The sequence below is a fragment of the Streptomyces sp. NRRL WC-3618 genome (assembly GCF_001280005.1).
Classification (GTDB): Bacteria; Actinomycetota; Actinomycetes; order Streptomycetales; family Streptomycetaceae; genus Streptomyces.
Map to the genome: position 1 here is coordinate 1 of NZ_LGDW01000214.1, position 1,840 is coordinate 1,840.

1 protein-coding gene is annotated in these 1,840 nt (G+C 70.5%); it reads right to left on the reverse strand.

The features are described from left to right. A partial coding sequence (locus ADL01_RS19810; protein ID WP_159049583.1) for an MDR/SDR family oxidoreductase occupies window positions 1-1,840 on the reverse strand: 1,840 nt, incomplete at both ends.

Consider the following 1,840-nt stretch of genomic DNA (forward strand, 5'->3'; position numbering starts at 1 on the left):
AGGCTCCGGAAGAGCGGGGGTACGTCGGCGCCGAACTGCTTGCGCAGGGTTTCGGTGTTGAGCTTCATGGGGACGAGGGCGCCGTCGGGCTGGGCGAGGGAGGCGTCCAGCAGAGCCAGGCCTTCGTCGGCCGACAGGGCGGCCACTCCGGCACGGTTCATGCGGTCGATGTCGCCGTCGGCCAGGGCTCCGGCCATGCCGCCCTGCTCCGCCCACAGGCCCCACGCGAGTGAGGTCGCGGACAGGCCCTGGGCACGGCGGTACTGGGCCAGCGCGTCCAAGAAGGCATTCGCTGCCGCGTAGCCGGCCTGCCCCGCACTGCCCAGCACACCGGCCGCGGAGGAGAACAGCACGAACGCCGACAGGTCCAGGTCGGCCGTCAGCTCGTGCAGATTCACCGCCGCGTCCACCTTCGGCCGCAGCACCGCGTCCACACGCTCGGGCGTCAACGCGGTGACCACACCGTCGTCGACCACACCCGCGACATGCACGACCGCGGTGAGGTCAGCACCTACCTCATCCACAAGCGAGGCCAGCGCCTCGCGATCGGCGACATCACAGGCCGCGATGGTAACCCTCGCACCCAACTCCTCAAGCTCCGCGCGCACTTCACCCGCACCCGGCGCGCCCTCACCCCTCCGCGACACCAGCAGCAGATCCCGTACACCGTGCCGGCCGGCCAGATGCCGGACCACAACCCGCCCCAGCCCACCCAACGCACCCGTCACCAGGACAGTCCCCCGCCCATCGAAGGACGGCGGCAGCATCAGCACCACCTTGCCCACATGCCGGGCCTGACTCAGATACCGGAACGCCTCCGGCGCCCGCCGCACATCCCACGCCTTCACCGGCAACGGCTCCAGCACACCCTGCTCGAACAGGGACAGCACCTCCGCCAGCATCTCCCGGATACGGTCACGTCCGGCATCGATCAAGTCGAAGCTCTGATACGTGACTCCGGCATGCTCCTCGGCGATGGCATCCGGATCGCGCAGGTCGGTCTTGCCCATCTCCACGAAACGCCCGCCACGCGGCAACAACCGCAGCGACGCGTCCACGAACTCCCGCGCCAGGGAGTTCAGCACGACATCGACACCCCGGCCCCCGGTCGCCTCAAGGACCGACGCCTCGAAGTCCAGCGTCCGGGACGACGCGATACGAGAGTCCTCGACCCCCAACTCCCGCACCACACCCCACTTCCCGGCACTCGCGGTCCCATACACCTCCGCACCGAAGTGCCGGGCCAGCTGCACCGCAGCCATACCCACACCACCAGCGGCGGCATGCACGAGAATCGACTCGCCCGCCTCCAGTCCCGCCAGGTCCCGCAGCGCGTAATACGCCGTCAGAAACACCGTCGGAACGGCGGCGGCCTGCGCGAACGACCAGCCCTCCGGCACCCGCGCCACCATCCGCGCATCCGCCACCGCCAGGGGCCCGAACGCGGCCTCCAACAGTCCCAGAACCCGGTCACCGACGGCCAGGCCAGTCACCTCGGCTCCGACCTCGACGACGACACCAGCACCCTCGGTGCCCATGACCGCGTCACCGGGGTACATCCCCAACGCGATCAGCGCGTCACGGAAGTTGACACCCGCGGCACGCACCTCGACACGTACCTCGCCCGCGCCCAGCGGCCTGCCCCCGAACACCTCGGCGTCCTCGGCCACCGGCAGCAGTGCCAGATTCTCCAGCGTGCCCCGGCCCGTCACTCCCAACTGCCAGGTCTTGCCCGCCGGAACCGCGAGCACGCCGCCACCGGCACGCATCAGTCGCGGCGCCCACACCACGTCCCCGCGCACCGCCACCTGCGGCTCGTCGAGGCCGAGCACCCCGGGCA